Annotated in this window: 26 protein-coding genes; 13 read left to right on the plus strand and 13 right to left on the minus strand. The window is 74.2% G+C overall.

Going from position 1 to position 25,105, the window contains the following annotated elements; genetic code table 11:
- The first annotated feature begins 20 nt into the window (after positions 1–20).
- Positions 21–1,541 (plus strand): phytoene desaturase family protein, encoded by a 1,521-nt coding sequence (locus tag ABD234_RS02105; protein WP_051486366.1) that lies wholly within the window; start codon positions 21–23, stop codon positions 1,539–1,541.
- A gap of 48 nt (positions 1,542–1,589) precedes the next feature.
- Here ABD234_RS02105 and ABD234_RS02110 read toward each other — a convergent pair whose 3' ends face one another.
- A complete protein-coding gene (locus tag ABD234_RS02110; RefSeq protein ID WP_051486365.1) occupies positions 1,590–3,068 on the minus strand; it encodes a bifunctional ADP-dependent NAD(P)H-hydrate dehydratase/NAD(P)H-hydrate epimerase in 1,479 nt (492 codons plus the stop codon).
- Positions 3,069–3,189: 121 nt separating this feature from the next.
- Between ABD234_RS02110 and ABD234_RS02115 the strand changes: the two genes are divergently transcribed.
- Positions 3,190–4,284 carry a dioxygenase family protein gene (locus ABD234_RS02115; RefSeq protein WP_344353682.1) on the plus strand — a complete coding sequence of 365 codons (1,095 nt, stop codon included), beginning with the start codon at positions 3,190–3,192 and terminating at the stop codon, positions 4,282–4,284.
- A gap of 37 nt (positions 4,285–4,321) precedes the next feature.
- Here the strand turns inward: ABD234_RS02115 and ABD234_RS02120 are convergent, their stop codons facing one another.
- On the minus strand, positions 4,322–5,158 hold the full coding sequence (locus tag ABD234_RS02120) for a methyltransferase domain-containing protein (RefSeq protein ID WP_051486364.1): 837 nt from the start codon (positions 5,156–5,158) through the stop codon (positions 4,322–4,324).
- Positions 5,159–5,428: 270 nt separating this feature from the next.
- Between ABD234_RS02120 and ABD234_RS02125 the strand changes: the two genes are divergently transcribed.
- Positions 5,429–6,688: a prolyl oligopeptidase family serine peptidase gene (locus tag ABD234_RS02125; protein ID WP_038370063.1), complete on the plus strand. Its 1,260-nt coding sequence runs from the start codon at positions 5,429–5,431 to the stop codon at positions 6,686–6,688.
- Between the two features lie 126 nt (positions 6,689–6,814).
- Here the strand turns inward: ABD234_RS02125 and ulaA are convergent, their stop codons facing one another.
- From ulaA to ABD234_RS02150, 5 genes are all read right to left on the minus strand, one after another.
- Positions 6,815–8,200: a PTS ascorbate transporter subunit IIC gene (gene ulaA, locus ABD234_RS02130; protein WP_038370062.1), complete on the minus strand. Its 1,386-nt coding sequence runs from the start codon at positions 8,198–8,200 to the stop codon at positions 6,815–6,817.
- 46 nt (positions 8,201–8,246) lie between these two features.
- Positions 8,247–8,537: a PTS sugar transporter subunit IIB gene (locus tag ABD234_RS02135; protein WP_038370061.1), complete on the minus strand. Its 291-nt coding sequence runs from the start codon at positions 8,535–8,537 to the stop codon at positions 8,247–8,249.
- Between the two features lie 44 nt (positions 8,538–8,581).
- Positions 8,582–9,028 carry a PTS sugar transporter subunit IIA gene (locus ABD234_RS02140; RefSeq protein ID WP_038370060.1) on the minus strand — a complete coding sequence of 149 codons (447 nt, stop codon included), beginning with the start codon at positions 9,026–9,028 and terminating at the stop codon, positions 8,582–8,584.
- 22 nt (positions 9,029–9,050) lie between these two features.
- Positions 9,051–9,812 (minus strand): GntR family transcriptional regulator, encoded by a 762-nt coding sequence (locus ABD234_RS02145; RefSeq protein ID WP_051486363.1) that lies wholly within the window; start codon positions 9,810–9,812, stop codon positions 9,051–9,053.
- Between the two features lie 141 nt (positions 9,813–9,953).
- On the minus strand, positions 9,954–10,688 hold the full coding sequence (locus tag ABD234_RS02150) for a M15 family metallopeptidase (protein WP_084148161.1): 735 nt from the start codon (positions 10,686–10,688) through the stop codon (positions 9,954–9,956).
- 87 nt (positions 10,689–10,775) lie between these two features.
- On the opposite strand from ABD234_RS02150, the gene ABD234_RS02155 reads away from it, so the two are divergent.
- The 3 genes from ABD234_RS02155 to ABD234_RS02165 are packed head-to-tail and all read left to right on the plus strand — an operon-like array spanning position 10,776 to position 13,007.
- Positions 10,776–11,435: a response regulator transcription factor gene (locus tag ABD234_RS02155; protein ID WP_038370059.1), complete on the plus strand. Its 660-nt coding sequence runs from the start codon at positions 10,776–10,778 to the stop codon at positions 11,433–11,435.
- Positions 11,432–12,538 carry a sensor histidine kinase gene (locus tag ABD234_RS02160; protein WP_038370058.1) on the plus strand — a complete coding sequence of 369 codons (1,107 nt, stop codon included), beginning with the start codon at positions 11,432–11,434 and terminating at the stop codon, positions 12,536–12,538. Before ABD234_RS02155 ends, ABD234_RS02160 begins: the two co-directional genes overlap by 4 nt.
- Before the next feature lie 55 nt (positions 12,539–12,593).
- A complete protein-coding gene (locus tag ABD234_RS02165; RefSeq protein ID WP_051486362.1) occupies positions 12,594–13,007 on the plus strand; it encodes an MmcQ/YjbR family DNA-binding protein in 414 nt (137 codons plus the stop codon).
- Positions 13,008–13,076: 69 nt separating this feature from the next.
- Here ABD234_RS02165 and ABD234_RS02170 read toward each other — a convergent pair whose 3' ends face one another.
- Together ABD234_RS02170 and ABD234_RS02175 are read right to left on the minus strand one after the other, a co-directional pair.
- On the minus strand, positions 13,077–13,454 hold the full coding sequence (locus tag ABD234_RS02170; RefSeq protein WP_038370057.1) for a YciI family protein: 378 nt from the start codon (positions 13,452–13,454) through the stop codon (positions 13,077–13,079).
- Positions 13,455–13,525: 71 nt separating this feature from the next.
- Positions 13,526–13,891 carry a cupin domain-containing protein gene (locus tag ABD234_RS02175; RefSeq protein ID WP_038370056.1) on the minus strand — a complete coding sequence of 122 codons (366 nt, stop codon included), beginning with the start codon at positions 13,889–13,891 and terminating at the stop codon, positions 13,526–13,528.
- A gap of 84 nt (positions 13,892–13,975) precedes the next feature.
- On the opposite strand from ABD234_RS02175, the gene ABD234_RS02180 reads away from it, so the two are divergent.
- Both ABD234_RS02180 and ABD234_RS02185 read left to right on the plus strand, forming a co-directional pair.
- The gene (locus ABD234_RS02180; RefSeq protein ID WP_344353699.1) at positions 13,976–14,965 is read left to right on the plus strand and encodes an ArsR/SmtB family transcription factor; all 990 of its coding nucleotides are present in this window, start codon (positions 13,976–13,978) and stop codon (positions 14,963–14,965) included.
- Between the two features lie 87 nt (positions 14,966–15,052).
- Positions 15,053–15,406 carry a histone-like nucleoid-structuring protein Lsr2 gene (locus ABD234_RS02185; RefSeq protein WP_038370053.1) on the plus strand — a complete coding sequence of 118 codons (354 nt, stop codon included), beginning with the start codon at positions 15,053–15,055 and terminating at the stop codon, positions 15,404–15,406.
- Between the two features lie 39 nt (positions 15,407–15,445).
- Here ABD234_RS02185 and ABD234_RS02190 read toward each other — a convergent pair whose 3' ends face one another.
- Complete coding sequence (locus ABD234_RS02190) at positions 15,446–16,294, minus strand: alpha/beta fold hydrolase (RefSeq protein ID WP_084148160.1); 849 nt, start codon at positions 16,292–16,294, stop codon at positions 15,446–15,448.
- A 57-nt stretch (positions 16,295–16,351) separates the two neighbouring features.
- On the opposite strand from ABD234_RS02190, the gene ABD234_RS02195 reads away from it, so the two are divergent.
- Complete coding sequence (locus tag ABD234_RS02195; RefSeq protein WP_038370052.1) at positions 16,352–16,840, plus strand: MarR family winged helix-turn-helix transcriptional regulator; 489 nt, start codon at positions 16,352–16,354, stop codon at positions 16,838–16,840.
- 57 nt (positions 16,841–16,897) lie between these two features.
- On the opposite strand, the gene ABD234_RS02200 is transcribed toward ABD234_RS02195, so the two are convergent.
- From ABD234_RS02200 to ABD234_RS02210, 3 genes are all read right to left on the minus strand, one after another.
- A complete protein-coding gene (locus ABD234_RS02200) occupies positions 16,898–18,208 on the minus strand; it encodes an MFS transporter (RefSeq protein ID WP_344353703.1) in 1,311 nt (436 codons plus the stop codon).
- Positions 18,209–18,245: 37 nt separating this feature from the next.
- The gene (locus ABD234_RS02205; protein WP_038370051.1) at positions 18,246–19,439 is read right to left on the minus strand and encodes an amidohydrolase family protein; all 1,194 of its coding nucleotides are present in this window, start codon (positions 19,437–19,439) and stop codon (positions 18,246–18,248) included.
- A 104-nt stretch (positions 19,440–19,543) separates the two neighbouring features.
- Positions 19,544–20,206 (minus strand): GntR family transcriptional regulator, encoded by a 663-nt coding sequence (locus ABD234_RS02210; RefSeq protein ID WP_344353706.1) that lies wholly within the window; start codon positions 20,204–20,206, stop codon positions 19,544–19,546.
- Between the two features lie 68 nt (positions 20,207–20,274).
- Between ABD234_RS02210 and ABD234_RS02215 the strand changes: the two genes are divergently transcribed.
- From ABD234_RS02215 to ABD234_RS02230, 4 genes are all read left to right on the plus strand, one after another.
- Positions 20,275–21,594, plus strand: coding sequence for an acyltransferase family protein (locus ABD234_RS02215; protein ID WP_344353708.1), 1,320 nt, complete (start codon positions 20,275–20,277; stop codon positions 21,592–21,594).
- A gap of 30 nt (positions 21,595–21,624) precedes the next feature.
- Positions 21,625–22,314 carry a maleylpyruvate isomerase N-terminal domain-containing protein gene (locus tag ABD234_RS02220; RefSeq protein WP_344353710.1) on the plus strand — a complete coding sequence of 230 codons (690 nt, stop codon included), beginning with the start codon at positions 21,625–21,627 and terminating at the stop codon, positions 22,312–22,314.
- 193 nt (positions 22,315–22,507) lie between these two features.
- Complete coding sequence (locus ABD234_RS02225) at positions 22,508–23,260, plus strand: endonuclease/exonuclease/phosphatase family protein (protein ID WP_051486360.1); 753 nt, start codon at positions 22,508–22,510, stop codon at positions 23,258–23,260.
- Positions 23,261–23,536: 276 nt separating this feature from the next.
- Positions 23,537–25,009, plus strand: coding sequence for an HNH endonuclease signature motif containing protein (locus tag ABD234_RS02230; RefSeq protein ID WP_156954003.1), 1,473 nt, complete (start codon positions 23,537–23,539; stop codon positions 25,007–25,009).
- Positions 25,010–25,105 lie beyond the last annotated feature (96 nt).

The following is a 25,105-nucleotide window of genomic DNA, read 5'->3' on the forward strand; positions in this document are numbered from 1 at the left end:
GGCGCGCCTAGGCTGGGGCCATGGTCCCCGCCGCCGTCCCCTCGCCCGCCGCCGCCCGCCGGTCCGATGCCGTCGACGCGGTGGTGGTGGGATCGGGCCCCAACGGCCTGGCCGCGGCGGTGACGCTGGCCCGCGCCGGGCTGGAGGTCGAGCTGATCGAGGGGCAGGACACCCTCGGCGGCGGGTCCCGGACCCTCGAGCTGGGCCTGGCCGCGGGCATCTCCCACGACGTGTGCTCCGCCGTGCACCCGATGGCCCTGGCCAGCCCCTTCCTGCGGGCGTTCGATCTCCCGGCGCGGGGCGTGGAGCTGCTGGCCCCCGAGGCCTCCTACGCGCAGCCGCTGGACGACGAGCCGGCCGCGATCGCCTGGCGCGACCTGGAGAGGACGGCGCAGGGGCTGGGCGCCGATGCCCGGACGTGGCACGCCCTGTTCTCCCCGCTGGTCGCGCAGGAGGACGCGATCGTGGACCTGTCCCTCGGGGACAAGCGCTCCCTCCCGCGGGAGCTGCTGGCGCCGGGGCCGATGGCCGCCGCCGCACGCTTCGCCGCGGCGCTCGCGGTGCACGGCACGCCGGCCTGGAGCCTGCCCTGGCGCACGGAACGGGCGCGGGCCCTGCTGACCGGGGTCGGCGCGCACGCCATCGGCCCCCTGCCCTCGCTCGCGACCTCCGGCGTGGCGCTGATGCTGGCGACCCTCGCCCACGGCGGCGGCTGGCCGATCCCCCGCGGCGGCTCCCAGGCGATCGCCGATGCGCTGATCGCGGACCTGCGCGCCCACGGCGGGCGGATCCGCACCGGGACGACCGTGACCTCGCGGGAGCAGCTGCCGCCGGCCCGGGCGATCCTCCTGGACACCACGGCGCAGGCGGCCGCCCAGATCCTCGGGACGGCCGTGCCGTCGTCGCTGCGGCGGGCGCTCGCCCGCTTCCCCCGGGGGGACGCGGCCGCGAAGGTGGACTTCGTGCTGTCCGGCCCGGTCCCCTGGCGGGACCCGGAGGTCGCGCTCGCCGGGACGCAGCACCTGGGCGGCACCCGCGCCCAGATGGCGCAGGCCGAGGCGGAGGTCGCCCGCGGCCGGATGCCGCAGCGGCCGATGGTCCTGGCCAGCGACCCGGCGACCGTGGATCCGGGCCGGCAGCGGGAGGGGCTGCGCCCCCTGTGGGCCTACGCCCATGTGCCCTACGGCAGCACCCAGGACCCGACGGAGGCGGTCACCGCGCAGATCGAGCGGTTCGCCCCCGGGTTCCGGGACGTGGTCGTGGCCGCCCGCGGCATCCCTGCCGCGCAGATGTCCCGGCATGATGCGAACCTCGTCGGCGGGGACATCTCCCTGGGCCGGATCAGCCTGCCCCGGCTCGTCGCCCGCCCCACGGCGTCGCCGGATCCGTACCGCCTCGGCGACAGCGGGGCGTACCTGTGCTCCTCCGCCGTGCCCCCGGCCCCCGGCGTGCACGGCATGAACGGCTGGCACGCCGCCCGCAGGGTGCTGCGCCAGCGCTTCGGGATCCGGCGCGCCCCCCGGCTGGGGCCGGGGGCCTGACGGCGGACCGCTCCGACGGAACGGCCTGCGGACCGGACCGGGGAGCTGTCAGGAGGGCCGGACCCCGCGCGGCGCCTGCTCGTCGGGGCTGCGGTCTCCGGTGCGGACCAGCTCGTCCTCCCAGGACGCGATGACCTCGGGGAACGTGGTCGCGAGGCGGTCCGGGGGGATGGGGCCCGGGCTGCGGGTGGCGGCGACCGCCTGCAGGGAGGCGGCGAGGACGCCGGCACGGGAGGCGGGGAGCCCGGCGGCGAGCAGCGCCCCGGCGGAGCCGGCGAGCACGTCGCCGGAGCCCGCCTGCGCGGTCCAGGCCGGGCCGCGCACCGCGAGCACGACCCGTCCGTCCGGATCTGCGGCCGCCTGGACCGTCCCCTTGAGCAGGACGCTCGCCCCGGTGCGGGCGGCGGCCTCGCGGGCCGCCCCGAGCGGATCGGCCTCGACGTCCTCGCGCTCGCGGCCCAGCAGGCGGGCGAGCTCCCCGGCGTGCGGGGTGAGCAGGCACCCCTCGGGCAGCGGCGGGACCTCCGCGATCAGGTCGAGGGCGCCGGCGTCCAGGACCATCGGCCGCCCCTCGCCGATGAGCTCCGCGAGGCGGTCGAGGTGCGCGGCCCGGGCCGCCGGGTCCTCGACGTCCCATCCGGAGCCGCACGTCCAGGCCTGGACGCGACCGCCCGCGGCGACCACGCTCGGGAAGCGGGAGACCACGGCGGCCCCGGCCTCCCCCGGGTGGCGGACCATCCCGGTCCCGGTGAACAGGGCTCCCGCCGCGCCGAGCACGGCCGCGCCCGGGTATCGCGCCGAGCCCGTCTCCAGCCCGATCAATCCGCGGGTGTACTTCTGGGAGCTCGCCTGCGGCATCGGGTACCAGGCCGGCAGGTCCGACGCGGCGGCCTGGTGGGTGGTGGTCTCCCCCGGGTCGACGTCGAGGGTCGCCCGGCGCACGTCCCCGCACAGCAGGGCGGCCGGCGCCGCGACGTGGCAGAGCTTCGGGGCGATGAACGTGACGGTGCGCTCCGCGCGGAAGGCGTCCTCGGGGGCATCGGCCGCATCGGCCCGCAGCCCGCTGGGCAGGTCCACGCTGAGCACCCGGACGCGCTGCGCGTGGGCGGCACGGGCCAGCCGGGCCGCCTCCCCGTCCAGGGGGCGGCTGCCCAGCCCGGCGATCCCGTCGACCAGGAGGTCGGTGCGGGCCAGCAGCTCGGCGGCCTCCTCGAATCCGATCACCTGCGCGCCGGCGGCGAGCGCGGCGTCCAGGCCCTCCCGATGGGTGCGGCCGCGCACGGGCCAGATGCGCACCACGGCGCCGAGCTGCGGGGGCAGCAGGGCCATGGCGTGCAGCGCATCCCCGGCGTTGCTGCCCGGCCCGGCGGCGACCAGCACCACCGGGCGGGGACCATCGCCGAGCATCTCGGTCGCGTGGCGCGCCACCTCGGCGGCGGCGCGGCCCATCAGGTCGTCACCGGGATGCTCGTCCCAGTGCGCCTGCTCGGCGGTACGGAGGGCGTCTGCGGTCAGCACGGGAAGCATGGCTCCAGAGTAGGACGGGCACCCCCGCCGGGATGCACAGCGCCCGCACAGCTCCGCGACAGCGCCGGGCTACGTGCCGTTCCTAGCGTGTTCTCCACGCCCACCGACGAGAGGACATGCCATGACCCCCATCTTCCCGCTGCGCCGTACGCGCCGTGCCTTCCCCGCCGCCTCCGAGCACGGCGAGGCGACCACCCCGGTCGATCGTTCCGCTGCGCCGACCTGGGAGGGCCGCCCCCTGGCCCGCCCGGAGGAGGACGTCGAGGACCAGGGGCTCTCCTTCGACATCGGCACGCTGGTCAGCCGCCGCGGCGCCATCGGCGTGATCGGCGCCGGCTCGGCCGCCGCGGTCCTGGCGGCCTGCTCCTCCGGCACGGGGGCGACCGACGGCACCACCGGCGCCTCCGCGTCCGATGCGGGAGGCGCCGAGGCGACCGCGAGCAGCTCGGCCCTGGGAGAGGAGATGCCCACGGAGACGGCGGGCCCCTACCCGGGCGACGGCTCCAACGGCGCCGATGTGCTCGAGATCAGCGGCGTCGAGCGCAGCGACATCACCACCTCGATCGACACGGGCACCGTCGCGGCGGGTGCCCCGCTGACGCTCACCATGAACATCATCGACATGGTCCAGGACGACGGCCCGATGACCGGCGCCGCGGTCTACGTCTGGCACTGCGACGCCCACGGCGAGTACTCCATGTACTCGGAGGCGATCGCGGACGAGACGTACCTGCGCGGCGTGCAGGTGGTCGGCGAGGACGGCACCGTCACCTTCACGACGATCTTCCCGGCCTGCTACTCCGGGCGCTGGCCGCACATCCACTTCGAGGTCTTCCCCGACATCGCCTCGATTACCGACGCGGGCAACGCGATCCTCACCTCGCAGATCGCCCTGCCGGAGGACGTCGCCGAGACGGTGTACTCCGATGCCGAGTACGACGGCTCCGCGGACAACCTGTCCCAGGTCTCCCTGGAGAGCGACAACGTCTTCTCCGACGGCTGGGACCTGCAGCTCGCGGAGGTCACCGGCGACATGTCCACCGGGTTCGCGCTGAGCATCGACGTGCCCATCGACACCTCGACCGCGCAGCAGGCCGCGGCCGCTCCGGCGGGCGGCGGCGGGGACATGCCGCCCGCCGGGGCGATGCCGAGCGACGGCGGCGGCGAGCCTCCCGCCGGCGGCCCGGGGTCGGCGGCCTCCGGCGACGGCTCCTGAGCACCGCCCCTGCGGGAGGGCCGCCGGGCCCGCCCCCTCACACGCGGGCGAGGATCTCCCCGTGCGGCACGAGGAACCAGCCGTCGGGGTCCTCGGCCCAGGCGGTCCAGGACCGGGCCATCTCCTCGAGCTCGGGGCGGGTCGCCCACCCGGCGGCGAGGATCTGCTCGGCCAGGGGGCCGGTGGAGATGCGACCGGCCCACGAGGCCGCCCACCAGGCGCGGTCCTCCGCAGTCGCGTAGCACCAGACGGAGGCCCCGGCGGTGACGTCCTCGAGCCCGGCGGCGTGGGCCCAGCCCAGCAGGCGACGCCCCGCGTCGGGCGCTCCCCCGTTGGCGCGGGCCGCGCGGACGGCCAGCTCCAGCCACCGGTCCAGCGCGGGGGCGTCCGGGTACCAGCGGAAACCCGGGTAGTCGGCGTCGCGGGCGCCGATCACGCCGCCGGGGCGCACGACGCGGCGCATCTGGGCGAGGGCCTCGGAGGGGCGCGCCACGTGCTGGAGCACCTGATGGGCGTGGGCGGCGTCGAAGGAGTCCTCGGCGAAGGGGAGGTCGTGCGCATCGGCGACGAGCACCTCGACGCCTTCGATGCCCTGGCCCTGCAGCTCGGTGCGGGTGAGCTCCGCGGCGGTCTCGGAGACCTCGACCGCGGTGACGTTCCCCGGGCCGAGCAGGCGGGCGAGGTCGGCGGTGATGGTCCCGGCGCCGCTGCCCACGTCCAGCAGGCGCATCCCGGGCCGCAGATGCGGCAGGAGGTATGCGGCGGAGTTCTCCGCGGTGCGGCGGCGGTGCCCCAGCAGCACCGAGCTGCCGTAGCCGTGGGTGTAGCGGTGGTCGCTGCGCGGGTCGTGGTCGCTGCCGATCTCGGGGGTCATGTCCGGACGCTACGCCGCCCGGGCCGGCGGCATCACCCCTGGTCCGAGCCTCGGACGGGACGTTCCGGCGCTGCGGGCGGCCCGGCGGGGGCCTCCGCGAGGGCTCGCATCGCACCCCTCACGGAGGTCGTCGTGAGCCGGCCGCACAAAAATGACCACCGGCAGGCGAACACCGTTTGACGTGCTCGCGGCGAGCGGCCTACCGTCACGGAGCGTGACACGCATCACCGAGCGCGTCCCTCCGGTGCACCTCGAACGAAGGAGTTCTCCATGCGCACCTCTCTGCCCCGCCGCACCCTTCTCGCCTCCACGGCGGCCGTCGGAGCCTCCGCCGCGCTCCTGCCCGCGATCGCCCGGGCCGAGAGCAGCGGCCGCGGCCAGGAGGCCAGCTTCACTCTGACCGCCGAGGTCCTCGACGGCGGCGAGCAGGTCACCTCCCTGACGCTCTCCTCCCCCGCGCTGCGCCCGGTGCGCAGGGACTCCCTGGACGCGGGGACCTTCTCGGTGCACGTGCGCGCCACCAACCCGCTCACCGGCGAGGTCGCCTACGAGCAGGACCGCACCGTGACCGACGCGAGCTGGACCCGGCGCGGCGACGTCCTGCTCGAGCTCGAGCACGGCGAGGGCGTCCCCGGCGGTGCGACCCTCGGCTACATGGTGGACGCGCGCCGCAACGTCGTGCTGGACCTCGAGTACACGATCGTGCAGGACGCGCCGCTCAGCGGCCCCCGCGGCGACGTCGTGCTGACGTCCTTCTCCCAGGGCGCCCTGGAGGACCCGGAGGTCGACGCCTTCAGCTCCCACGTCTCCTCCGCCGGCCTGAACTACCGCCTGTTCTCCCCCAAGGGCGGCCGCGGGCCCGGCGGGAAGGGCCGGGCGCTGGTGGTCTGGCTGCACGGCGGCGGCGAGGGCGGCATGGCCGGGGGTGCCTACGACTACTACGACAACGAGACGCAGCTGCGGGCCAACCGCGGCGCCCTCGGCTTCGCGACGCCGGAGGCGCAGGAGGCCTTCGGCGGCGCCTACGTGCTGGCCCCGCAGTCCCCCTCCGCCTGGATGGAGGACGGGGACGGCTTCGCGCCGATGATCCGCGAGACCATCGCGGAGGTCGTCGAGGGCGCCGCGATCGACGTCGACCGGATCCACGTCGTCGGCTGCTCCAACGGCGGCTACATGTCGCTGAAGATGGTCGCCGAGCATCCCGAGCTCTTCGCCTCCTCCGTCCCGATCTGCTGCGGGATCGGCGCCCGGGACGGCTCGGATCCGTACTACATCTCCGACGAGGAGCTCGCGGCGATGACCACCCCGACCTGGCTGGTCCACTCCGCCGACGACACGACCCTCGACGCGCAGGACAACACCGTCCACGCGCACGAGCTGATCCCCGGCTCGATCATGAGCCTGTACGACGAGGTCGTCTGGGACGGCGTGAGCTTCCCGGGCCACTGGTCGTGGATCTACGTCGCCCGCAACGACCCGCAGCACGAGGGCGTGCGCATCTGGGACTGGATGGGCGAGCAGACCCTCTGACCGGCCGCATCGGCCCTCCCCGGCGCCCCGTCCCCGGCGCCCCGCCTCCGGGACCCCGGACGCACCACGGCCCCGCATCGGCGAGATGCGGGGCCGTGGTGCCCGGTGCGGCGGGGGTCCGGGGTCTCAGACCGCGACGGTCTCCGCCTCCGCCGCACGACGCTGCTGACGGCGTCCCATGATCGCGCTGGCGCCGAACAGGGCGAGGACCGCGGCCACGATCCCCGCGACGATCAGCAGCTGCCCGCCGGCCATGCCCAGCCAGCCCAGGTACAGGCCGATCACGCCGTAGTCGGAGTCGCCGAAGGTGGAGTTCGCCGTCCCGATCTCGCCGAGCACCGGCAGGAGCAGCAGCGGGACGACGGTGATCAGCAGGCCGTTGGCGAAGGAGCCCAGCACGGCGCCGCGCCGCCCGCCCACGGCGTTGCCGATGACGCCGGAGGCGCCGCCGGTCATGAAGTGGGCGACGATGCCGGGGATGATCACGGCGCTGCCGGCGAAGCCCATCACGGCCATGCCGAGGATGCCCGCGACCAGCGAGGAGAAGAACCCGACCATCACGGCGTTGGGGGCGAAGGTGAAGGTGATCGGCACGTCCAGGGCGGGCTTCGCGTTCGGGACGACCTTCTCGGAGATCCCCTTGAAGGCGGGGACGATCTCGGCGAGGATCACGCGCACGCCGGCGAGGATGATGAACACGCCCGCCGCGAACTGGCCGGCGGACATGACCGCCCACAGCAGGTAGTTCTGCCCGTCGGAGATCTCCGCCTGCACGTACGCCGGACCGGCGACCAGGGCGACGACCACGAAGATCAGGCCCATGGAGAGCGCGACGACGATGGTCGAGTCGCGCACGAAGCCCAGGGACCGGGGCACGCTCAGCTTCTCGGTGGACTTCTCCGGGTCGCCGCCGGTGGCCTTGGCGACCAGACCGGACAGGGCGATGCCGAAGCCGCCGGTGTGCCCCAGGGCGACCTTGTCGTTGCCGGTCACCCTGCGCATGAACGGCTGGACGACGGCCGGCGAGACGGTCGTGATCACGGCCTCGGCGATCGAGCCCCAGATCACCGCCGCGACGGGGCTGAACCCGGCGACCATGAGGATCACGGCGATCATCGCGGACTGGTACAGGGCGACGTGCCCGGAGAGGTAGATGTACTTGAACCGCGTCAGGCGGGCCAGGACGACGTTCAGGATCATGCCGAAGAAGAAGATCAGCGCCGCGACGGTCCCGTACTCCTGGAGCACGGGGCCGACGATCGCCTCGTTGTTCGGCACGACCCCCTGGACCCCGAACACCTCGGAGAACATGCGGCCGAAGGGGTCCAGGGAGGCGACGACGACGCCGGCGCCCGCGGAGAGCACGAGGAAGCCCACGAAGGTCTTCACGGTGCCCTTCATGAGATCCGCGGCGGCCTTGCGCTGCAGGAGCAGGCCGACCAGGGCGATGAGCGCGACGAGGATCGAGGGCTGGGACAGGATCTGGACGAGGACGTCCAGGAAGGCATTCATCAGGGAGGTTTCGCTTTCGACGGTGAAAGGGGGCGGAGGGCGGCGCTCAGGCGCTGGTGGGGATCCCGTGGCGCTGGCAGGCCTCTCGGACCTTCGCCACCAGCTCGTCCTGGTCGATGATCGACTCGAGGATCACGACGTCGCCGAACTCGCCCACGGAGTTCTCGAGGTCCTTGCCCACGAAGAAGACGTCGGCGTCGGCCGGGGCGGCGGAGCCGAGGTCGGCGTGGTCGACCTCGACGCCGGTGGCGCCGATGCTGGACAGTGCGCTGTCGATGTTCATGTGGACCATGAAGGAGCTGCCGAGGCCGGAGCTGCACATCGCCATGAATTTCATCGTTCTCTCCTGGTTCGTCGGGGTGTGGTGAGGGAAGGTCCTGGTCAGGCCGCGTGCGCGATGGCGCCGCGGACGTCCTGGTAGGTGCGGGCCGCGGCGAGCTCCGCGCGGGCGGTCGCGTTCACGAGCAGCCGAGCCAGCTGCGCCATGACCGCGCGATGCTCCTCGCCGTCGGTGGCGGCGAGGACGAAGACGAGCGAGACGGGGTGGGCCGGGTCGTCGGCGAGCGCGACCGGCTCCGGCAGCACCAGCAGGCTCAGGCCGGTGGCGTGCACCCCGGCCTCGGGGCGGGCATGCGCCAGGGCGATGCCGAAGCCGAGGTCCATGTACGTCCCGCCCGGGGCGGCGATGTTCGTCAGGACCTGCTCGAGGTAGCCGGGGGTGATCGATCCGTCCTCGAGCAGGGGCGCGGCGGCGGCCTCGACGGCCGTGCGCCAGGAGTCGTGGGAGGCGAAGAGGACCCGGTCCTCGCGGAGGGTGTCGTCGAGCATGAGGGGGCTGCTTTCCGTTCTGTCAGGTGGCGGAGACGACCGAGAACCGCGCCAGCGCCGTCTCGCTCGCGTAGAGGGTGGTGCCGTGCAGGCGCGGGCGGCCGCCGGGGTCGTAGGTGGTCGAGGTCGTGCACAGACGCAGCGCGTCGGGGGCGATGCCGAGGCGCTCGGCCTCGTCCCCGCTGGGCCGGCGCAGGCCGACCGTCACGTCGCTGCGCCGCATGGAGATCCCGTGGCACACCTCGAGGTACTCGTACAGGGACTGGTCGGAGAAGTCCTGGTCGACGAGATCGGCGAACCGTTCGGCATCGAGCCATGCGCAGGTCAGGTGGTCGAGGGTTCCGTCCACCGAGCGCAGGCGGTCGATCCTCACCAGCTGCGATCCGGGCTCGAGCCCCAGCGCGGCGGCGATCCCGGGCGGGGCGAGCACGAGTCCCTGGGCGATGACGCGCGAGGTGACGCGGTGCCCCTCGGCGGTCATCTGGCGGTGGAAGCCGCGCAGGTCCATCTGCTCCCCGCCGCGCGGGGCGGCTGTGGTCGCCGGCCCGGGGGCCTCCGCGACGACCGTCCCGCGACCGTGCAGCCGGGTGAGGAGCCCGTCCCGGATCAGGTCGTCGATGGCGCGGCGCACGGTGATGCGGCTGACGCCGTGGATCGCGCAGAGCTCGTGCTCCGAGGGGATCAGGGTGCCGGCCGCGGCCCGGGAGATGTCCGCGCGCAGCGCCTCGCGCACCCGCTGGTACTTGGGGACGATGACGCCCCGCAGCGATGTCGGCTCTGACATGGGCGCCTCCTTCGTCGGCCGCGCGATGCCCCCGGGTAGGACAACTTGTTATGTCGAGTGATTATACGCGGGACGGGCCGGCGCCCGGGAGCCGCGAGGTGTGATCCGGGTCTCTCCGGGCGCTCGGGTCGGCGGGCGCCCCTACCCGACCTGCAGCCGCGGGTCCTGGGTCGGGTCCCGGTACGGCGCGGGGCAGCCGTCGCGGGAGGCCCCGAGCCGCAGCTCGTAGTGCCAGGTCTCGTTCTCGTAGGTCTGGCACAGGTCGTAGCGCTCGCCGTGGTCCATCAGCCACTGCGCGGCGTCGTAGGAGCCGATGTCGATCGCCTCGCCGCTGACGTGCGAGGACGTCTCCGGCGTCGCGACCCAGCGCGCCGCCTCCTCGCGGGAGCCGTGCTCGGCGATCGCGTCCTCGAGCAGCTGCTCCTGGTACCGCGGGGAGCGCCAGCCGCTGTTCACGACGAAGACGATCCCGTCCTCCTCGGCGTCCCGGGCCGCCTCCTGCACCGCCGCGCGGAGATCCGGGTCGAGCTTCGCGACGGCGGGGACGTCCTCGTCGAACACCGAGACCTCGCCTCGGATCGCGCCGTCCTCGACCCCTGCGCGCCCGCCGTCCCCCGGCAGGAGCCCGCTCCGGGACGGCCCGCCGGGCGCGAGCGCCAGCAGGCAGGTGAGGGCGAAGGTCGCGGCGCCCAGCAGGGCGATGGCGAGCAGCACCGCGGACACGATCCGGGGGCGCAGCGTCCGGCGGGCGGAGCTGCCGGTGCGGGCGAAGCGGCCGGTGCGGGCGGAGCGGGCGGTGCGCGCGGGAGCGGCCGCGGCGGTGCGCGCGCCGGGGGTCGGGACGGGGGTCGCGGCGGGGCCGGTTCTCGTGGTCATGGCCTCCATGGCACGCCGCGGCGTGTTGCCGGGGCGTATGCCGCCGGCGATACGCGCACGATATGCGACAGGTCGTAGGCTCGGCCCATGCGCGTGCTGATCCTGGAGGACGAGCCGGACCTGGCCGAGGCGGTCCGGGACGGGCTGCGCCTGGAGGCGATCGCGGCCGATGTCGCCGGGGACGGGGACAGCGCCCTGGAGCTGCTGGACCTCCATGACTACGACGTGGCGATCCTGGATCGCGACGTCCCCGGGCCCTCCGGCGACGAGGTCGCCCGGCGCATCGTCGCCGGGGGCACGGGGCCGCTCGTGCTGATGCTCACCGCGGCGGACCATCTCGACGACAAGGCATCGGGCTTCGAGCTCGGGGCCGATGACTATCTCACCAAGCCCTTCGCGATGCGGGAGCTGGTGCTGCGGCTGCGGGCGCTGGCGCGGCGGGCAGAGCGGCATCGGCCGCCGGTGGTGGAGATCGCGGGACTGCGCCTGGACCCGTTCCGCCGGGAGGTGTTCCGGGAGGGCCGGTACGTGGCGCTGACCCGCAAGCAGTTCGCGGTGCTGGAGGTGCTGGTCGCCGCCGAGGGCGGCGTGGTCAGCGCGGAGGAGCTGCTGGCCCGGGCCTGGGACGAGAACGCCGACCCCTTCACCAACGCCGTGCGGATCACGGTCTCGGCCCTGCGCAAGCGGCTGGGCGAGCCGTGGGTGATCGCGACGGTCCCCGGCGTCGGCTATCGGATCGACGGATGAGCGCACCGGCGTCCCGGCCGCGGCGACGGCGCGGGCTCAGCGTCCGCTGGCGCCTGACCCTCAGCTATGCGGGATTCCTCGTGGTGGCCGGCAGCCTGCTGCTGGCGGTGGTGGGCCTGTTCCTGCTGCGGTACGTCCCCCGGGGTCCGATCCCGATGCGCAGCGGCTTCGTCCCCGACCGCGGCGACCTGCAGGACGCCTTCCTCCCCGCTGCGGCGTGGGCGATGGCGTTCCTGCTGGTGGTGGGCCTCGCCGGAGGCTGGCTGCTGGCCGGGCGGATGCTGGCTCCGCTGGACCGCATCACCGAGGCGACGCGCCGGGCGGGCGCCGGATCGCTGTCGCATCGGATCGCGCTGCCCGGGCGCCAGGACGAGTTCCGCGAGCTCGCCGATTCCTTCGACGCCATGCTCGCGCGGATCCAGAGCCAGGTGGAGGAGCAGCGGCGCTTCGCCGCGAATGCCTCGCACGAGCTGCGCACGCCGCTGGCCGCCTCCCGGGCGCTGATCGAGGTCGCCCGCTCCGACCCGGAGGCCGATCTCCGTCAGGTCCTGGAGCGGCTGGCGGCAGTGACCACGCGGGCCGTCGACCTCACCGAGGCGCTGCTGCTGCTCAGCCGCGCGGAGGGCGGGGTCTTCGCGCAGACCGCGGTGGACCTCTCCCTGTGCGCGGAGGAGGCGGCCGAGACGCTGCTGCCGATGGCGGAGGCCCGGGGCGTGGAGCTGCGCATCCTCGGCGGCGTCGCCCCGGCGCAGGGCTCCGAGGCGCTACTGGGCCAGCTGGTGGCGAACCTCGTCCACAACGGCATCGTCCACAACCTGCCCGCCGGAGGATGGGTCGAGGTCCGCACCGCCGCCCAGGGCTCCGACGCGCTGCTGCGGGTCGCGAACTCCGGGGCGCCGGTGGATCCGGACACCGCCGATCAGCTGCTCGAGCCGTTCCATCGCGGCTCCGGGCGCACCCGATCCCCGGACGGCGCCGGCGGCGTCGGGCTGGGCCTCGCCATCGTCCGCGCGATCGTGGACGCCCACCACGGGCAGCTCGCCCTGCATCCGCGGGGCGAGGGCGGGCTCGAGGTCGAGATCCGCCTCCCCGGCGCCCGCTGACAGGGCGCGGCCCGCCCGGGGCGAGCTGTCGTCGCCTGCGGGTACCGTCGTGCCCATGGACGGCGATGCGGTGGTGCGCAGGGCGGTGGCTCGGGCGCAGGAGCTCCCGAGCTCCCAGTTGGACAACCCCTTCGGCGCGGACTGGGACGTGCACAAGGTCCGCGGGAAGGTCTTCCTCCTGACCACCGCCGTGACCGGGGAGCCGATCGCGACGCTCAAGGCGCGGCCGGAGGACTCCGTGGCGCTGCGTCGAGCCTTCGCTTCGATCACTCCGGGCTATCACATGAACAAGCGGCACTGGATCACGCTGCGCGGCGGCGAGGACCTGGACCCGGAGCTCGTGGACGACCTCGTCACCGAGTCCTACCTGCTGGTGGTGGAGAAGCTCCCCCGGCACGAGCGACCGGTGGACCCGCGGGAGTTCGCACGGATCGTCGCCGATCGGCTCGCCGCCGAGCGCGAGGCCTGACGCCCGATGCGGCGCCCCGGGGCGCGGAGTCTCCGGGCGCAGCTGACGTGACCGGGCCCTGATGGCGCGTCATTCCGGCGGCGCCTCCTGCAGCGCGCGGACCTCGATCCGTGCGCTCATCGCCGAGGCGATCTGCTCGGCCCAGGTCAGGGCCTTCTCCTCGTCCTCGGCCTCGATGATCCAGAAGCCGCCGACGTACTCGGCCGCCTGGACGAAGGGGCCGGGCACGCGTCGGGGCGTCTCCCCCGTGCCGTCGACGGTGACCGCGGTCGAGGGCGGATGCAGCCCGCCGGCGGTGACGAAGGCACCGGCCTTCACCAGGGCGTCGTTGAAGGCGCCGACGGCGGCGAAGACAGCTTCCATCTCGGCGGGGTCCATCTCCTGCATGGACTCCATCGTCGGCTCCTCGGCCGCGTCGTGCGGAAGGGTCAGGAAGTACTGGGTCATGGCTCTGCTCTCCTGGGACGGGTGGGACGGTGCGGGCGGGATCGGTGGGGCGTCGGGCGGCGGGCGGCGGTTCAGGACTCCTCGGCGTACTCCTGGATCATCACCGGCGAGGCGTGGATGCACACCATCCGCAGCACGCCGGGCCCGGTGCAGGTGAAGCGATGCCACGTCTGCGGCGGGACCACGGCGGTGTCGCCGGGGCGGGCGGTGAGGGTCCGGTCCCCGATGACGATGCTCGCCTCGCCCTCGAGGACGTGGAAGGTCTCGTCGTAGGGGTGGCGGTGCAGCGCGGGCCCCTTCCCCGGAGGCGTGGCCACCAGGAAGAAGGAGACGCCGGATCCGTGACCGGCGCCCTCGAAGCGCAGCACCTCGGAGCCGGGGATGCGGATCTCCTCGGCGGGGATCGGGCCGGTGGGCGTGGGGGCGACGGTGTTCATGGCGGCGGGTCCTTCCTCGGTGCTGCCTCCTGCGACGTGCCTCCACCTTCGCCCCGTCCGGGCCGGCGCCGCTACGATTTCGACGTGGATCGAAAGGTCGTGGAGTTCCACCTGGCCCCCGGCGACGTCTCCGCCGTCCGCTTCGGGATCTCTCCCGGGCACGAGCTCGTGCACGCGGTGCGCGTCCTGCTGCGCCCGCAGACGGTGCCGCTGCAGTGGGGATGGTTCCGCAGCCTCGAGGAGCACCGACCGCAGGAGGCTCTGCGCCTCATCGCCGTGATCAGCGGCATCGACGGCTACATGCCCGACTTCCTCACCTCGACCCCCTCCGGGGACATGACCCCGGACGACGAGCTCGCCCGGCTTCGCGAGGTGCCCGACGAGCTGCTGCGGATCGACCTGGCGAAGATGCTGGACCGCTCCACGGGCGTGCGCCATGAGGAGATCCGGGCGCTGCGCGAGGACCCGCCGCGGGCCCGCGCGCGGATCGCGGCAGCCTGGGAGGAGGCGTGGGAGGCGCTGCTGGCCCCGGTGTGGCCGCAGATGCTGCGCCTGCTGCGCGCCGACATCGGCGTGCGGGTGCGGCGCATCGGCGAGCGCGGCCTCGGCGAGATGGCCAGCGCCCTCCACTCGAGCGTGACCTGGGCCGACGGCACGGTGAGCGTGCGCATGCGCCTGCACGAGGAGGTCGTGGACTGCGGCGGCACCGGACTGGTGCTGGTGCCCTCGGTGATGCACTCGGGCCGCGGCTGCTCGGTGCTCACCCAGCGCCCCGCCCAGCCGACGATCTTCTATCCGGCACACGGGGTCACCGAGACCTGGTACCGCGACGACGGGGCCGCCCTCGAGGCGCTGAGCGCCCTGCTGGGCCGAGCCCGAGCGCAGCTGATCCTCGAGCTGCAGCAGCCCCTGACGACGACGGAGTGCGCGGCGCTGGCCGATCTGGCGATCTCCACCGCCTCCCATCATCTCCACGTGCTGCGGGAGGCCGGGCTGGTGGACAGCCGTCGCAGCGGGCAGAGCGTGCTGCACGCCCGCACCCCGCTCGGCGAGGCGCTCGCGAACGGCCGGTGACGGCGCCGCCTGCCGCGCGTCGCAGCGACCCGGTCGCCCGGGGCCCGCATAGGCTGAGCACACCATCAGACGGAAGGACGTGTCCCCATGGCGCGACGCACGACAGTGGAGGTCCAGGACGACCTCGATGGCAGCCCCGCTGCGGAGACGGTCACCTTCTCCCTCGACGGAGCGGCCTTCGAGATCGATCTGAGCTCCGACAACGCGGCCCAGCTGCGTGCCGCCTTCGCCCCGTGGGTCACGGGAGCACGTCGTGTCTCCGCGCAGCGCCTGCGCGCCCGGGGCGAGGATCCGGGTCCCCTGGACCCCTCGCGCACGCCGCGCCGGGACGCCGAGCAGGTCGGGGCGATCCGCCGCTGGGCCCGCGAGCAGGGGCACGAGATCGGCGATCGCGGCCGCATCCCGCAGAAGATCGAGGACGCGTACCACGCCGCGCACTGACGACACGGCCGGGCGTCGCGATCCCGGATCGGTGAGGCCTCAGAGCCCGTGCTGGGCGAGCAGCTCTCGCACGAGGGCGGTGAACTGCGCCGGCCGCTCCAGGTTGGGGTAGTGCGCGGCGGCGGGGATCGTCCGAAGCACCCCCTGAGGCGCCTCCTCCGCGAGCCTCGCGGCCATGGCGAGGTGGTCCCGGCTGTCCAGCTCCCCGCACACCGCGAGGAGGGGGACGCCGATCCCGGGCACCCTCTCCCAGGTCCGCGTCACAGGGGTGGGGCGCACAGGAGGGATCGGCGTGCCGTCCTCGGTCAGGCGGATGTGGCCGCGCACGGTGTCCCGCGCCATCTGCGAGACCTGCTGGATCACCTGGGGATCGACCTCGTCGGCTCCGCGGTGGGGCCCGATGGTGAAGCGGTCCCAGACTGCGGACCATGCGTCCAGGTCCCCGGTCCGCTCGGCGGCGTCGAGATCGGCGAAGGCCTGCACCACCCACGGGTCGGTGAACTCCGGTTCGCTGGTCCCCGCCCCGCCGCAGACCACGGCGGCGACGCGCTCGGGATGCTCGAGGGCGACGTCGACGGCGGTCGCCCCGCCCATGGAGATCCCCACCAGCACGGCGCGCTCGATGTCGAGGGCGTCGAGAAGGTCGACCACATCATCGGCCAGCCGATGCGGAGCATCGGCGTCGGAGGATCCCCCGTGCCCCCGGGCGTCCGGGGCCACCACCCGCCGCTCGGGGAAGGCCGGCAGCTGCGGCTCCCACATCCGCGCATCGAGCACTCCCCCGTGCAGCAGCACGAGGGGGACGGCGCGCGGGTCCGCGCCCGGGACGTCCCGGAAGGCGACGGTCAGGTCGGGACGGTGCAGTCGGCGCATCGAGATCGCATTCATGACAACCAAGGTGTCATAGCGAGGGCACTATGACAACCCCGGTGTCATACTGGGGCGATGGCTCCTCCTCCCTCCGACGCCGATCGCCCGCTGCCTCCCGACGAGCTCGCCGCCCAGCTCGCCCAGGTCTACGTCGCACTGGGACCGGTGTACCGCCGGGTCGCCCGGATCGTCGAGCACAGCGAGCCGATCATGGGCATGTCCACCGGCGTGCGCGCCGTGCTCGAGCAGCTGCGCCGCGAGGGAGATCGGACGGTCCCCCAGATGGCCCGCACGCAGGACCTCAGCCGCCAGTTCGTCCAGCGCATGGTGCACGACGCGCGCTCGGCCGGGTTCGTGGAGCTGGTCGAGAACCCGTCGCACCGTCGATCGTCGCTGGTCCGCATCACCTCTGCAGGCACCGCAGCGATCGATGCCGTCGCCGCGCGCGAGCACGCGCTGATGGGCCGGGTGGGCGGTGACCTCACCGCTGCGGAGCTCGCCGCGACTCTGCGCGTGCTCCACCAGATGGATCTCGCCCTCCAGGACCTCGAGCCGGGCCGCTGACCTCGACCCCGGGACTGCGGATGCCCCCGCAGGAGGTCCGACCCGGCGCGGAGCGCCTCAGGGGGCCGGGTCGGCGGCGGCCGCGGTGCTCGCCGCGGCGTCCCGCGGCTCCGCCCCGAACCGCAGCAGCTCCGGGACCCGCGCCATGATCAGCAGCAGGCAGCCCACCATGAGCAGGGCCGCCCCGAAGGTCGTCGCACCCACGCCGACGTGCTCGGCGATCTGCCCCAGGACCAGCGAGGCCACCGGCATGATGCCGATCGCCAGCTCCTGCAGCCCCAGCGCGCGCCCGTGGACCGCCGGCTCGGTGGACATCAGCAGCAGGGTCGTCTGCAGCACGCCGAAGGCCGCGCTGAACACGCCGATCATCCCCATCAGCACGAACGCCCAGCCGACGGTCCCGGCGAGGGCGAAGCCCGCCCAGCACAGCGCCCAGGCCATCGTGCCGAGCACGAACAGCGCGCCCTTGCCCCGGAAGTCCCCGAGCGCGGCGATCACCACCGAGCCCACCAGACCCCCGACCCCGGCGCAGGTGAGCAGCGCGCCGAGGCCGGCGGCATCCAGCCCGAGGGACTGATCGGCGAACACGGGCATGAAGCTCTGGAACACCGGCCACAGCAGGGTGTTGGCCGCGAGCGTCACCAGCAGCACCGAGACCGCCACCCAGTGCCCCGCGATGCTGCGCAGGCCGCTGGTGATCATCCGCAGCACGGAGGCCCCCTGGACCGGCGCGGCCGCGCGCCGGGAGGCCCGGCGCAACGGGAGCAGCAGCGCGAAGGAGACGAGGTACCACAGCGTCGAGATCCAGATCGCCGCGGGGGCGCCGAGCGCGGCGATCATCGAGCCGCCCAGGGCTGGCCCGATCACCTGGGTCATGGTCACCGCGATCGAGTTCAGGGCGTTCGCGTTGGACAGGTTCCGCCGCCCCACCAGCTCGAGCACGAGCGCCGCGCGGGCCGGCTGCGACGGGGACTGTGCCAGGCCGATGGCCAGGCCGCCCACGACCAGGGCGCCGTAGGACAGCGTCCCGGTGCTCGCCAGCAGGGCCACGATCGCGACGGCGGTGGTCGCCCACCCGCAGGCCAGCAGGAGCAGGCGCACCCGGTCCATCGCGTCGGCGAGCACGCCGGCGAGCGGGCCCAGCAGCAGCGGGGCCAGGCGGACGGCGGTGTAGACCGCAACGAGGAACTCGGACCGGGTCATCTCGTAGGCGAGCCAGCCCAGGACCAGCGTCTGGGTCCAGACCCCGCCGAAGAAGAAGAGGTTCGAGACCCACAGCAGCTGGAAGGGACGGTTGCCGCGCAGCGAGGCCAGCGCCGCGAGGGGGCCCGGGCGCGGGATCCCCCGGCGCCGCCGCCCCGCGCTCACGCCGTGGTCCGTGCGGGCACGGCCGGAGGCATCGGCATCAGAGGAGGACCTCCCCGTCCCGGGCGACGAGACGCCCACCGGCGACCACGAGCGCGCGGCGCGGCGCGCGGACGATCGCATCGGGCACGTTCTGGGCGTCCAGGAGCACCAGGTCTGCGCGGGCACCGGGGACGATGTCATGGACCTCCCGATGCACATAGCGGGCGGCCGAGCTGGTGGCCAGGCGCGCCACCTCGACGAAGTCCTCGTCGTACCGCACGCCGTGCAGGCGCGCGAAGTCCAGCGCCACGCGCATCAGGTCGCCGTCGCCGTAGGGCGACCACAGGTCTCGCACGCCGTCGGTGCCCAGCCCGATGCCGATCCCGAGCTCCCGCATCGCCACCCAGGGCAGCGGGGCGGAGCGGATCGGGGCGACGGTGCTCCAGGAGATCCCCAGCTCGGAGAACTCCTGGAGGAGCTGCTCCTGCCGGCCGCCGGCGAGCTGGCCCAGCGCGAAGCCGTGGGCGATGTTGACCTTCCCCATGAGCCCGGTGCGGCGCACCCGGTCGATGATGAGGTCGTACTCGAAAGCGCCCAGGTCTCCCCCGGCATGCAGATGGATGTCGATGCCGCAGCCGTGCCGTTCGGCCACGGAGAACAGTCCGTCGAGCTGGGCGACGGGATCGCGGTCGATCAGGCACGGGTCGAGGCCGCCGATGCTCGCGGCCCCCTCGGCGGCGGCGCGGTCCAGCAGGTCCAGCACGCCGTCACGGCGGATCACGCCGTCCTGCGGGAAGGCGACGACCTCGACCTCGACGGCTCCGTCCAGGCGGGCGGCGGCCTCGTGCAGAGCGGCGATCCCCTCGAGGCCGACGCCGAGGTCCACGTCGACATGGCTGCGGATCGCGGTGGTGCCGTGGCGGAGGAACTCCCGCAGCACCCGCTCGGTCGCGTCGACGCTGGGGATGCCCAGCCGGCCGCGCACGGCCCGCTCGTGGGCGATGCGCCCCTGGGTGGTGGCCTCCCCGCCGTAGGAGACCCAGTCCATCCCCCACCACGACTTGTCGGCGTGGGCGTGCGCGTTGACGAACCCCGGCAGGGCGAGCCGCCCGCCGCCGTCGACGACCTCGACCCCCTCGGCGGCGGGGGCCGTCGTCGCGGGGACCAGCGCGGCGATGCCCTCCCCCTCCACGACGACGTCGACGGGATCGGCGCCCCACGGCCGGACATTGCGGATGATCATCTGCTCCATGGGCGAAACGGTATACCAAACCGTCCCGGGCGTCGACGGCCGGGCGAGGCCCGTTCCCCGTCGCCCCTCGGTCCCGCGCCCCGAGCTGCGGAGGGCGGCGCGGGCTATGCGCCGGGCTCGCCCCGCTCCGCCGCGGCGTGCGCCCGCAGATGCTCGACGCTGGAGCGCAGGTGCTCGGCCACGCGCAGCTCCAGCTGCGCGAGATCCTGCTGCGCGATCGCCTCCCACAGCCCCTCGTGCTGGCGCGCCATGGCGACCAGGTCGTCGTGCTGCGACATGAACCAGCGCATGCGGCTGCCGGTCAGCTGGCCGATCTCGATCAGCATGGCGTTCCCGGACAGCTCGATGACCCGCTCGTGGAAGTCCGCGGCGGCGCGGCGCGCGCGGACGCCGTCCCCGGCGCGCGCCGCCGCGAGCTCGGCGTCGACGTCCCCGCGCAGCAGGGCGAGCCCCTCCTCGGTGCGCCGCTGCGCCGCCAGACGGAAGGCCAGGGCCTCGAGCGCCTCGCGCACCTCGCCGAAGTCCGATTCGTCCCCCGCGGTGAACTCGCGGACCACGGCCCACGTCCGCGGCCGCAGCGTCACGAGCCCCTCGGCCGCGAGCGCCTTGAGCGCATCGCGCACCGGGACCCTGCTGGTCCCCAGCTCCTCGGCGAGCTCCCTCTCGACGAGCCGGCTGCCCGGCTCGCGCACCCCGTCGAGGATGTCGTCGCGCAGCCGGGCGATGACGCGATCGGCCTCCGGCGCGGAATCTGCAGTGTTCCCCATGCGCCTATCTTCGCAAGCGCGCCCGGGTACCCTGACCCATCGGCACCGACGAACGGGGGGACCGTCCGATGCACAGCCCGCGCCCCAGCCGCGCCGAGCAGATCCACGCCGCGACGCCCTCGTCGCGGAACCGGGTGGTGGACCTGCTGCGTGCCGTCGCGATCACCGTCGTCGTGCTGGGCCACTGGACGATCATCGCCGTCAGCGCCGATGGCGGCATCCAGCCCCACGGCGTGCTGGACGCCGCCCGCTGGACCCACCCGTTGACCTGGATCTTCCAGGTGATGCCGATCTTCTTCCTGGTCGGCGGCTATTCCAATGCGCTCTCGTGGCGCTCCGCGCGCCGTCGCGGCCTGGGCTACGCGCCATGGCTGCGGTCCCGGCTGCGCCGCCTGGGCATCCCCGTGATCCCCCTGCTGCTGGTGTGGCTCGCCGTCTGCGGGATCGGCCTGGCCGCCGGAGCGGCCCCTGCCACCCTCCAGCTCGCCTCGCAGATGGCGCTCGTGCCCACCTGGTTCCTGGCCGCATACCTGCTCGTCATCGTCGCCGCCCCCGCCTGCCTGGTCCTCTGGGAGCGCTTCGGCTGGTGGTCGGTGGCCGGCGGGGTCCTGCTGGCCGGGATCGTCGACGCCGGAAGCATCCTCGCGGACCGGCCCCTGCTCGGCTACCCCAACTATCTGCTGGTCTGGGCGAGCTTCCACCAGGTCGGCTTCGCCTGGCTGGACGGCCGCCTCGCCGGATCGGCGCGCCGCCTCGCGCTGGCGGGGATCGGCGCCGCCGGCCTGGCGCTGCTGGTGGGCCTCGGGCCCTACCCCGTCTCCATGATCACCGCGGCCACCGACGAGATCTCCAACTCGAGCCCTACCCGCGTGACCATGGCGTTCCTCGGCATGGCGCAGGCCGGCCTGATCCTGCTGGCCGAGCGCCCGCTGGCGGCGCTGCTGGAGCGTCCGCGCGTGTGGTTCCTGACGGTGCTGGTGAACCAGCGGATCATGACGTGGTTCCTCTGGCACCTCACCGCCCTGGTCGCCCTGGCGCACCTGCTGATCGCGCTCGACGCACGGCCCCTGCTGCCGGCGCCCCTCAGCGGGGTCTGGTGGCTGACCCGCCCGCTGTGGTGCCTGGCCCTGCTGGGTCTGACGGCCCTGCTGGTGCTCGCGTTCGGCCGCTTCGAGTCGCCGCGGGCGGACGACCGCCCCGCGCCTGCCCTGTGGCGACCGGTGCTCGCCGCGGCCATGGTCTGCGCCGGCCTCGCGGTCATGGCCGATGCCGGGATGGTCGGAGCCGGCGGGCTGCAGCCCCTGTGGCCCCTGCTGCCGCCGGCCGGGATGCTCATCGGCGGGATCGTGGCCCTGCCCGGCCGCCGTGCCAGGACCCCGCAGCCGTAGACTCACCCCGCCGGCCACGAGGAGGTCGCCATGCCCGCCGCTCCGCTCCATGACGCCGCGCCCGCAGCGCTCTACGCCCAGGCCTGGGACGGGCTGTGGCAGGCCGTCACCGCCCTGGAGCCCGGCGACTTCGCGGAGCCGTCCGGCTGCGCGGGCTGGCTGGTGCGGGACCTCGTCTGCCACCTGGTGATCGACGTCCAGGACGTGCTGATCACCCTGGCCACGCCGTCCGATGCTCCGGCCACGGCCGATGCCGCCGGCTACTGGAGCATCGTCGAGCCCCCGGACGGCACGGATCCGCTGGACGCCCTGATCCCCCGCCTCGCCGCCGCCTACCAGGACCCCGACCTGCTGCGCTTCCACCTGGAGGACCTCGGCTCCGCGGCACGACGGGCGGTCCGGCGCGCGGACCCGGCCCAGCACGTCCGCACACAGGAGATGATCCTGCGCACCGATGACTTCGCCGGCGCCTATGTCCTGGAATGGACCCTGCACCACCTGGACCTCCTGGTCGGCGCACCGACTCTGCCGCCCCCGTCGCCGCCGTCGCTGGGGTGGTCCCGCAGCCTCCTCGAGCGGGCCATCGGCCGGGCGCTTCCTGCGGCCCTCCCCGACGCCGATGCGCTGCGCCTGGCCACCGGCCGCCGCGCACCCGCAGCCGGGGACGTGGACCTGCTCGGGCCGGATCTCGCCGCGTCCCTCCCCTTCCCCCTCGGCTGACCACCGCAGGTCACGCCGGGCGGCGACGACGCATCGTCGTGACGACGGCCGTGTCGACGGTCGTGTCGGCCGCGGTGATCGGCAGGGCAGGGCCGCGGATCCGCACGCATGCCCTCGGGGGTGATCGGCGGCTACGCTGGAGGACGAGCCGCTCGCCCGGCGGCCGCCCTGCGCAGGAGGGGGAGGATCCCCGATGCTCGAGCACCGCACCACCCTGCGGGTGGTCACGTTCAACATCCACCACGGCGCCGATGCCGCCGGCGTCCTCGACCTCGAGCGCATCGCCCACGTGCTGGAGCAGCTGCGGCCGGATCTCGCCCTGCTGCAGGAGGTGGACCGGTTCTGGCCCCGCAGCGGAGGCGTGGACCAGCCCGCCGTGCTCGCCGACGCCCTGGGCCTCCACGCGGAGTTCGCCCCGGCGATGACCCTTCCCTCGGACCCGCCGGGCGGTCCGGACCGCGAGTACGGGCACATGATCCTCTCCCGGTGGCCGCTGGAGCAGGTGCATCGCATCCCGCTGCCGTGCGCTCCCGGAGAGGAGCCGCGCATGCTGCTGCACGCCCGCGCGGCCGTCCCCGGCGGCCCCGTCACCGTCGCGGGCACGCACCTGGATCCCGCCAGCGCCGAGGCGCGTCTGGCGCAGGTGCGGGCGATCATCGTCGAGCTTCCCGCGCAGGACGGCCCGGTGATCCTCGCCGGCGATCTCAACGAGGCGCCCGGCGCCGACTCCCTGGCGCTGCTGCAGCGGCGGATGTCCGACGCCTGGGAGCAGGGAGGCGACGGGGGCGAGGGGCTGACCTTCGTCGGCGACGGCACCGATCCGCACGCGGCGCGCATCGACCACATCCTGACGTCGGGGCTCACGTGCACCTCGGCGTGCGTGGCGGAGGCGGGCCGCGGCGCCTCCGACCACCTGCCGCTGCTGGCCGAGCTGCGGATGCCCTGATCCACGGCTCCCGCGACCGCCCCGGAGCGCGAGGAACCGTGCGCGCACCCGGACCGCTCCTCCTCCCCATAGCAGCGTTCTCCACGATCTCGCGACGCATCGCCCGGAAACCTGGCATCGAACGTATGATCGATATATACTGATCGCACGGCTCGGGGGAAAGTCGACCGGCCACGACGGAACGCATCGGAATTCCTCGGAAGGGGAGCCGGATCACGTCGGCATCCCCTCCCTCTGCGGGTCGGAGGAAATGCCGAGAGAGGACGGATGGTGTCGATGACGCATCATGGCCACCCCGAGCTCGACCTGGGGCCGGGCTCCTCGAGCCCGGGCGAGCGCCGGGCGCCGGATCTCGCCTCTGGCGAGCATCTCGCCGTCGGCGGCATCGTCCCCGGCTCCCGGATCTCGCAGCGCGTGCGCGAGCTGCTGGCCGGGATCGCCGCCGAGGCCGCGGCCCATGCGGCCCGCCAGCGCGAGCTGTACCGCTTCCACATCGATCCCGCCGGCCGGGACCCGCAGCAGGCCGCCTCTGCGCAGGCCGCCGCGGATGCGGCCTGCGCGGTCGCCCTGCGCTGCGACGCCGCCGGCGCCCGCCGGCTCATCCGCGAGGCGGTGCTCGCCGTGGAGGCCTTCCCGCTCACCCTGGAGCGCCTCGCCTCCGCGGACCTGCCGGCTCCGTGGTTCACCCGCATCCTCCGGGCGTCCCGCGATCTCCCGGACGAGGACCTCGCCACCCTCGACGAGACCATCTCCGACTGGCCCCTGCGCACGCTCACGTTCCCGGGCTTCCGCCGGCGGCTGCGCCGGCTGGTCATGCACGTGGCCGAGCGGTCCCGCACCACCCGCTCCCCCGCTGATCAGCGCACGATCACCTGGCAGGAGCCGAATCTCGTCGAAGGCACCAGCACCCTCGAGATCATCGGCCCGACGGCGGAGATCACCGATCTCGTCGAACGCCTCAACGCCGCCGCCCGCGCGGTGCAGGACGCACAGCGCCTCGCCCTGCGCGACGGCCTGGACGAGATCCCCTTCGACCTCGACGGCGACGTGCAGCGCACGGCCATGGTGATGTCGCTGGGCCAGATCCGCTATGCCGTCATGACCCGCAGCGTCCTGGACACCGGCGGCGTGGCCGTCCCGCACACGCGGCGCCGCGTGAACATCACGGTCCCGGCGCTCACGGCGCTCGGCGCCTCGAACGAGCCCGGTCTGCTCGAGGGCGAGACTCCGGTGCCCGGTCCGGTCGCCCGCGCCATCGCCGGCGCCGCCGAGGACTGGTGGCTCGTGCTCACCGACCCCGCCACCGGAGCCTTCCTCGGCGAACCGGCGGTCCGGTACCGTCCCGGCGCGGCCGTGCTCGAGCTCACCCACCTGAAGACGCCGCTGTGCGCGCACCCGGGGTGCACCAGGCCCAGCCGCGGCCGCATCGAGGTCGACCACATCGAGGAGTTCGACCACGAGGATCCCCAGCACGGCGGAAAGACGATTCCGGAGAATCTCCACCATCTCTGCCTCATGCATCATCGCATCAAGACCGAGGGGCTCACCGACCCCCACCGGATTCCCGGCGGCGCCACCCGCTGGAGCATCGGGAGCGACGTCGTCGTCGACATTCTCGACAATCAGGATCTGGGCGCTCCCGAGAACAATCCGGAATTCCGATCCGCATTCCTCGGCGAGCGTCGCTCGGGGCCCCCGACCGCCCGCAGCAGGCTGGTCACCGCCCATGAGGACGCCCCGCCCTACTGAAGCCCGGTCACCGGCAACGGCCTCCCCGCGGTCGCCTCCGTTCGGCCCTCTCCCCCACCCGGCATCGGGTGGGGTGGGGCCGACGCGCGCCCAGCT

It is taken from the genome of Brachybacterium phenoliresistens (assembly GCF_039530785.1).
GTDB lineage: Bacteria > Actinomycetota > Actinomycetes > Actinomycetales > Dermabacteraceae > Brachybacterium > Brachybacterium phenoliresistens.

Bases quoted from the DNA above. Each gene is read 5' to 3' on its own strand.
- ABD234_RS02105 (WP_051486366.1), top strand. From the start codon at position 21: ATGGTCCCCGCCGCCGTCCCCTCGCCCGCCGCCGCCCGCCGGTCCGAT.
- ABD234_RS02110 (WP_051486365.1), bottom strand. From the start codon at position 3,068: ATGCTTCCCGTGCTGACCGCAGACGCCCTCCGTACCGCCGAGCAGGCG.
- ABD234_RS02115 (WP_344353682.1), top strand. From the start codon at position 3,190: ATGACCCCCATCTTCCCGCTGCGCCGTACGCGCCGTGCCTTCCCCGCC.
- ABD234_RS02120 (WP_051486364.1), bottom strand. From the start codon at position 5,158: ATGACCCCCGAGATCGGCAGCGACCACGACCCGCGCAGCGACCACCGC.
- ABD234_RS02125 (WP_038370063.1), top strand. From the start codon at position 5,429: ATGCGCACCTCTCTGCCCCGCCGCACCCTTCTCGCCTCCACGGCGGCC.
- ulaA (WP_038370062.1), bottom strand. From the start codon at position 8,200: ATGAATGCCTTCCTGGACGTCCTCGTCCAGATCCTGTCCCAGCCCTCG.
- ABD234_RS02135 (WP_038370061.1), bottom strand. From the start codon at position 8,537: ATGAAATTCATGGCGATGTGCAGCTCCGGCCTCGGCAGCTCCTTCATG.
- ABD234_RS02140 (WP_038370060.1), bottom strand. From the start codon at position 9,028: ATGCTCGACGACACCCTCCGCGAGGACCGGGTCCTCTTCGCCTCCCAC.
- ABD234_RS02145 (WP_051486363.1), bottom strand. From the start codon at position 9,812: ATGTCAGAGCCGACATCGCTGCGGGGCGTCATCGTCCCCAAGTACCAG.
- ABD234_RS02150 (WP_084148161.1), bottom strand. From the start codon at position 10,688: ATGACCACGAGAACCGGCCCCGCCGCGACCCCCGTCCCGACCCCCGGC.
- ABD234_RS02155 (WP_038370059.1), top strand. From the start codon at position 10,776: ATGCGCGTGCTGATCCTGGAGGACGAGCCGGACCTGGCCGAGGCGGTC.
- ABD234_RS02160 (WP_038370058.1), top strand. From the start codon at position 11,432: ATGAGCGCACCGGCGTCCCGGCCGCGGCGACGGCGCGGGCTCAGCGTC.
- ABD234_RS02165 (WP_051486362.1), top strand. From the start codon at position 12,594: ATGGACGGCGATGCGGTGGTGCGCAGGGCGGTGGCTCGGGCGCAGGAG.
- ABD234_RS02170 (WP_038370057.1), bottom strand. From the start codon at position 13,454: ATGACCCAGTACTTCCTGACCCTTCCGCACGACGCGGCCGAGGAGCCG.
- ABD234_RS02175 (WP_038370056.1), bottom strand. From the start codon at position 13,891: ATGAACACCGTCGCCCCCACGCCCACCGGCCCGATCCCCGCCGAGGAG.
- ABD234_RS02185 (WP_038370053.1), top strand. From the start codon at position 15,053: ATGGCGCGACGCACGACAGTGGAGGTCCAGGACGACCTCGATGGCAGC.
- ABD234_RS02190 (WP_084148160.1), bottom strand. From the start codon at position 16,294: ATGAATGCGATCTCGATGCGCCGACTGCACCGTCCCGACCTGACCGTC.
- ABD234_RS02195 (WP_038370052.1), top strand. From the start codon at position 16,352: ATGGCTCCTCCTCCCTCCGACGCCGATCGCCCGCTGCCTCCCGACGAG.
- ABD234_RS02205 (WP_038370051.1), bottom strand. From the start codon at position 19,439: ATGGAGCAGATGATCATCCGCAATGTCCGGCCGTGGGGCGCCGATCCC.
- ABD234_RS02210 (WP_344353706.1), bottom strand. From the start codon at position 20,206: ATGGGGAACACTGCAGATTCCGCGCCGGAGGCCGATCGCGTCATCGCC.
- ABD234_RS02215 (WP_344353708.1), top strand. From the start codon at position 20,275: ATGCACAGCCCGCGCCCCAGCCGCGCCGAGCAGATCCACGCCGCGACG.
- ABD234_RS02220 (WP_344353710.1), top strand. From the start codon at position 21,625: ATGCCCGCCGCTCCGCTCCATGACGCCGCGCCCGCAGCGCTCTACGCC.
- ABD234_RS02225 (WP_051486360.1), top strand. From the start codon at position 22,508: ATGCTCGAGCACCGCACCACCCTGCGGGTGGTCACGTTCAACATCCAC.
- ABD234_RS02230 (WP_156954003.1), top strand. From the start codon at position 23,537: ATGACGCATCATGGCCACCCCGAGCTCGACCTGGGGCCGGGCTCCTCG.